Genomic DNA, 6,410 nt, shown 5'->3' on the forward strand with positions numbered 1-6,410 from the left:
AGAGGCTACAACAATTCTTTCACTTCTCTTGAAAATAACGCCTGTCGTCGCCATATAATTGCCATAAACAGTCTTGTACTACGGTGTATTTATCCTATTTTGTGATATTATCACTTTATTGTCGTGTCGTAGTTATTTAAATATTTGGATTTGTCGTGGCGCAAGTAAGAGCAAGAGTCCAGCTTAATGTTGGCAGAAATAGTGATATCCCTGCAGAAATAATCTCATTTACTGATTTAAAAGATGGTAAAGAACATATTGCTATGGTGTTTAACAACGCTGATACAGAGCAAGATGTACCGCTTATTCGTATGCATTCAGAGTGTTTAACAGGCGATGTATTTTACTCATCGCGTTGCGATTGCGGCGAGCAGCTAAATGAATGTATTGAAATGATGCACGAAAAAGGCGGTATTTTATTGTATTTACGCCAAGAAGGTCGTGGCATTGGTTTATACAACAAAATTGATGCTTACGTATTGCAATCGCAAGGTATGAACACCTACGAAGCTAATAATCATTTAGGCTTTGCTGATGATTTACGTGATTTTTCGGATGCGGTATTAATGCTCAATGCGCTTAATTTAAGCCACGTTAAATTAATGACCAATAATCCTAAAAAGCTTAACGCATTAAAAGACGCCGGTATTAATGTTGACTCGGTTGTGGGCACGCATGCGCACATTAAAGCGGGTGTTGCGGGTAATAAATCGTACCTAGAAACAAAAATTAAGCATGGCGCGCATATGTTAGATATTAAGAAAATTAAAAAACCTTAATCATTTAATTACGTTTCGTCTATTAATACCCCCTCACGCCAAGTTATACTTGGCGTGTTTCGTTTTAAATTAAGAGCAAGTATGTCTACACAATTACGAATTTTTAAAGCCGATGCAGGGCTAAAGTGGTTAAAAGCCGGATGGCTTATTTTTAAAACCCAGCCAGCAACCTTTATTTTTATGCATTTATTTATTGGCATTGTAGGGCTGCTGTCTTTATTTTTACCTTTACTGCAAGTGGTAGCAGCGCTAGCTACGCCATTTTTAACCGCAGGGTTTTATCAAGCGGTGCTTAGTAAGCAGCAGGGCGGAAAAATTATGCTGGCCGATATTCTCAAGCCATTTACGGCAAAAGGGAATCGCTTAGGGTTATTGCGTTTAGCACTTTACCAAATGGGTGCGGGCATTTTAATGGCATTACTTGCTAATGGCTTATTTGCCGATGCAGTGGCTGTTATGAGCCAACCAGGGCTTGATCCAAACGTAGCACTTGAACAAATGCTTGATAGTATTTCGGGCGCAAATGTAATTTTATTTTTTATGGCAATGCTAATTTATTTAACGGCATTTGCGTACGCTGTACCGCTTGTTTATTTTAGTAAAGAAACACGTATTTTAACGGCACTTAAAAAATCGTTAATGGTGTTTTATCATAACATTTTGCCACTTGGCGTTTTTGGCCTTATTTGCGCATTATTTATGGCGCTTTCGATGTTCTTATCGTTCTTACCACTGTTGATTTTAATGCCGATTTGCTACATTAGCTTTTTTGTATCTTATCAAGCCATTTTTATGCCTGTTGTACCACCAAGTGACGACATTAATGTTAAGCCACTTAGCAGTGAAACAAGCGGGCGTTTTGACGCTTAATGGATGATAAATTAAAGCAAAAACTAAAAAATTATGTACTTTGGTTACTTGGGCGCCAAGAATATTCGCGTCGTGAGTTAACGCTCAAATTACAGCAAAAAGAAGCGACAGAAGAGTTTATTGAAACGCTGCTTGATTGGTGCGAAAAGCACAATTTTATTAACGAGCAGCGATACTGTGAAGGCTTTGTAAGAAAACACATATTTAAATGCCACGGGCTTAAGCGAATACAAAGCGAAGCTATGGGCAAAGGGATTGACCGTTCGCTACTTGAAATGGTAGTTGAAGAGCTTGAAGTAGATTGGTTTGAGCTTGCGCAGGATGCGTACAATAAAAAATATTCGAATACACCGGCCGATCTCGATTACAAAGATAAAGCTAAGCGCGTGCGCTACTTAATGTATCGGGGTTTTAGCTACGATGAAATTAATTTTGCAATGCAAGCACAGTAAATACAGGTGAGACTTTCAAATGCAGCACATGACTACCGCACAAATTAGGCAACAGTTTTTAGACTTTTTTGCCAGCAAGCAACATCAAGTTGTACCTTCAAGCTCGCTTATACCGGGTAACGATGCCACGTTGTTATTTAACAATGCCGGCATGGTGCAATTTAAAGATGTATTTTTAGGCGCAGAAAGCCGCCCTTATACACGTGCGACTAGCTCGCAGCGTTGTGTACGTGCTGGCGGTAAGCATAACGATTTAGAAAACGTAGGCTACACTGCTCGCCACCATACATTTTTTGAAATGTTAGGTAACTTCAGTTTTGGTGATTACTTTAAGCAAGAAGCTATTAAGTTTGCATGGGAGTTTTTAACTGAAGAAGTAAAACTACCAAAAGAAAAACTTTTAGTAACTATTTACCACGATGACGAAGAAGCATTTGAGTACTGGTCAAAAGACATTGGCTTAAGTGAAGATCGTATTATTCGTATTGCGACCTCAGACAACTTTTGGTCTATGGGCGATACCGGTCCGTGCGGTCCGTGTTCTGAAATATTTTATGACCATGGTGAACACATTTGGGGCGGACCTCCGGGCTCTCCAGAGGAAGACGGCGACCGTTTCATTGAAATTTGGAACTTGGTATTTATGCAGTACAACCGTCAAAGCGACGGTACTATGCTGCCACTGCCTAAGCAATCTGTTGATACGGGAATGGGCCTTGAGCGTATTTCTGCTATTTTGCAGGGCGTGCATTCAAACTACGAAATCGATTTATTCCAAGGCTTAATTGCCGCTGCTGCAAGTGTTACTAACGCGCAAGATATGGACGACAAGTCACTACGTGTAGTGGCCGATCATATTCGTTCGTGTGCGTTTTTAATCTCAGACGGTGTTATGCCATCTAACGAAGGCCGTGGTTATGTACTACGCCGCATTATTCGTCGTGCTGTGCGCCACGGTAATAAGTTAGGTGCACAAGGTTCGTTTTTCTATAAATTAGTTGCTGCGCTAATTGAGCAAATGGGTCAAGCGTATCCTGAGCTTGCTAAGCAACAAGAAATTATTGAAAAAGTATTACGCATTGAAGAAGAACAGTTTGGTAAAACACTTGAGCGTGGCTTAGCTATTTTAGAAGAAAGCTTAAGCGACCTTAAAGGCGATATTATACCAGGCGACTTAGTATTTAAGCTTTACGATACGTACGGTTTTCCAGCTGATTTAACGGCCGATGTTGCGCGTGAGCGCCAGATGACGATTGATCATCAAGGCTTTGAAGAGTGTATGGCTGTACAACGTAAAACAGCGCAACAAGCGGGTAAATTTGGTGCTGATTACAATGACCAATTAAAATCAGATAAACACACTGACTTTAAAGGTTACGACAGTACGCACCACAGTGCGACAGTGGTTGAAATTTTTGCCGGTGGCGAAGCTGTACAGTTATTAGAAGATGGTCAACAAGGTATTGTAGTACTAGACCGCACACCTTTTTACGCTGAATCTGGCGGCCAAACGGGTGATACCGGTACTATTACAGTTGCTGGTGGCGAATTTAATGTTACTAATACCACTAAGCTTGGTAATGCTTTTGCTCACCACGGTACTGTACAAGGTCGTATTGGTGTTAACGATAAAGTTGACGCAACTATTGATGATACGCGCCGCGATAGCATTAAGAAAAACCACACAGCTACGCATATTTTACACGAAGCACTACGCCAACTATTAGGTGACCATGTAGGCCAAAAAGGCTCACTTGTACAACCTGATCGTTTACGTTTTGACTTTTCACACTTTGAAGCGGTTACTAAAGATGAGCTACGTGAAATTGAGCGTGTGGTTAATGACGAGATTCGTCGTAACTTTGCACTTAATACTGAGCTTATGGCTATTGATGATGCTAAAGCGAAAGGTGCTATGGCATTGTTTGGCGAAAAGTACGATGACGAAGTACGTGTAGTTACTATTGGCGACTACTCTATTGAGCTTTGTGGTGGTACTCACGTTAAGCGCGCTGGTGATATTGGTTTATTCAAAATTGTATCTGAAAGTGGTATTGCCGCAGGCGTACGTCGTATTGAAGCCGTAACCGGTGCAGATGCTGTAGCGTACGTTAGCGAGCAAGAGCAACAACTTAGCGATGTTGCAGCTTTAGTTAAAGGCGATAGCGCATCGGTACTTGAAAAAGTAACTGCGTTGCTTGAAAAGTCAAAGAGCCTTGAAAAGCAAATTGCACAACTTAGCGATAAGCTAGCAAGTGCAGCGGGCGCGTCTTTACTTGACTCAATAGTAGAAATTAATGGCGTTAAGCTGTTAGTTGCAAACGTTGAAGGGACTGAATCTAAAGCGCTTCGCGGTATGGTTGATGACCTTAAAAACAAGATTGGCTCAGGTGTTATTGCACTGGGTGTTGCCAGTGGCGACAAAGTAAGCCTAATTGCTGGTGTAACTAAAGACTTAACAGGCAAAGTAAAAGCCGGTGAGTTAGTTAACCACATGGCAGGCCAAGTAGGTGGTAAAGGTGGCGGTCGTCCAGATATGGCACAAGCCGGTGGTAGTGAGCCACAAAACCTTGCTGCTGCATTAGATAGCGTAACAGCTTGGTTAACTGAGCGTACTTAAGCCTAAGTGGCGCTTATTGTTCAAAAATTCGGTGGCACTTCGGTAGGCTCAATAGAGCGAATTGAAGCAGTCGCCGACCTTGTTGTTAAGACCAGACAACAAGGGCATCAAGTGGTTGTGGTGCTCTCGGCTATGTCGGGAGAAACCAACCGCTTAATTAATCTCGCCAAACAAATTGATACTCGCCCGAGTAGCCGTGAACTAGATGTACTAATTAGCACCGGAGAACAGGTTTCTGTTTCGCTTCTTGCTATGGCTATTATTAAACGTGGTCATTCAGCTGTAAGCCTATTAGCCGATCAAGTTAATATTCTAACCGATAACATGTTTGGCAAAGCCCGTATTGCAGAGGTTGCTGCTACGCGCTTAAAGCATGAGCTTGAACATAACCGTATTGCTATTATTGCTGGGTTTCAAGGGCGTGATGTTGAGGGCAACATTACAACGCTTGGGCGCGGTGGCACCGATACATCGGCTGTAGAAATAGCAGCGGCTATAAAAGCCGACGAATGCCAGATCTATACAGACGTTGACGGCGTATATACTACAGATCCTCGTGTTGAACCTAACGCGCGCAGAATGAGCCAAGTTACCTTTGCCGAAATGCTGGAGCTGGCAAGTTTAGGGGCGAAAGTTTTGCACATTCGCTCAGTAGAAGCCGCAGGTAGACACAATGTGCCACTTAGGGTGCTTTCGAGCTTTAATCCTGATGAAGGCACATTAATAAGTTTTGAGGAGAACGATATGCCAAACAAGGTGGTATCGGGGATTGCGTTTAATCGTGACGAATGTTTAATTAAAGTCGATGGTGTGCCAAGCGGTACACAATATCTTTCAAAAATATTGAAACTTTTTGCTGATAATGGCATCGAAATAGATATGATTAATCAAGTTAATCATATCTTTGAAAAAATAGACTATGCTTTTACTGTGCACTCGAATGATTATCTGCAAGCACTTGAATTATTGAGCGAAGATCAAGCTCAACTCAGTGCTCAAAATATAAGCGGATTACCAACAGTCGCTAAAGTGTCTGCTGTTGGAATGGGTATGAAATCGCATTCTGGTGTAGTAAGTTTATTTTTTGATGCATTAGCGCAGGAAAATATTAATGTGGTTTTAGTTTCGACTTCAGAGATTAAAATCTCAGTTTTAATAGATGAAAAGTACCTAGAGTTGGCTGTTCGTGCATTACACAAAGCATTTTTAACAGAAAATGGATAGATTGCGAGTTTTTACTTACTTTTCAGTCTAATTTTCATTAGTATGTTTAAGCGGAATCTTATAATTTTTATTGGAACATGGGAGCAAGAGAATGCTAATACTAACTCGTAGAGTAGGTGAAACCCTAATGATTGGTGACGAAGTAACAGTTACTGTTCTAGGTGTTAAAGGAAATCAAGTTCGAATCGGTGTTAATGCACCAAAAGACGTATCAGTGCATCGTGAAGAGATTTACATGCGCATACAAGCTGAAAAGTCGAACCCTAATCCGGGCAATGCTTAATCAACACGTATACGTAGTTGAGTAATTAACTCAACTAGTCAAAAGCCACTCACTGAGTTAACACCGATCAGTTAAGGTATTTTTGATCGGTTGACCGATCTTTTGGTTGCTTCACAATACCCTTATCATCTTTTGATTATGAGGGTATTTTTATGCTTAGTCATTGGTTACTTGATACAGAT

At 41.1% G+C, this 6,410-nt stretch carries 6 protein-coding genes; all 6 read left to right on the top strand.

Annotated elements, in window-relative coordinates:
- Positions 1-155: 155 nt before the first annotated feature.
- The 6 genes from ribA (at position 156) to csrA (ending at position 6,228) form a co-directional block, all read left to right on the top strand.
- Positions 156-779 (top strand): GTP cyclohydrolase II, encoded by a 624-nt coding sequence (ribA, locus tag H4J63_RS06135; RefSeq protein ID WP_165735833.1) that lies wholly within the window; start codon positions 156-158, stop codon positions 777-779.
- 81 nt (positions 780-860) lie between these two features.
- Positions 861-1,649: a BPSS1780 family membrane protein gene (locus tag H4J63_RS06140; protein WP_024600767.1), complete on the top strand. Its 789-nt coding sequence runs from the start codon at positions 861-863 to the stop codon at positions 1,647-1,649.
- A complete protein-coding gene (locus H4J63_RS06145) occupies positions 1,649-2,101 on the top strand; it encodes a regulatory protein RecX (RefSeq protein ID WP_182195286.1) in 453 nt (150 codons plus the stop codon). Before H4J63_RS06140 ends, H4J63_RS06145 begins: the two co-directional genes overlap by 1 nt.
- 19 nt (positions 2,102-2,120) lie before the next feature.
- Positions 2,121-4,721: an alanine--tRNA ligase gene (gene alaS, locus H4J63_RS06150; RefSeq protein WP_182195289.1), complete on the top strand. Its 2,601-nt coding sequence runs from the start codon at positions 2,121-2,123 to the stop codon at positions 4,719-4,721.
- A 6-nt stretch (positions 4,722-4,727) separates the two neighbouring features.
- Positions 4,728-5,945, top strand: coding sequence for an aspartate kinase (locus H4J63_RS06155; RefSeq protein ID WP_182195292.1), 1,218 nt, complete (start codon positions 4,728-4,730; stop codon positions 5,943-5,945).
- A gap of 91 nt (positions 5,946-6,036) precedes the next feature.
- A complete protein-coding gene (gene csrA, locus H4J63_RS06160; protein WP_004587515.1) occupies positions 6,037-6,228 on the top strand; it encodes a carbon storage regulator CsrA in 192 nt (63 codons plus the stop codon).
- Positions 6,229-6,410: the final 182 nt, after the last annotated feature.

It is taken from the genome of Pseudoalteromonas sp. 5Ae-yellow (genome assembly GCF_014077565.1).
GTDB lineage: Bacteria > Pseudomonadota > Gammaproteobacteria > Enterobacterales > Alteromonadaceae > Pseudoalteromonas.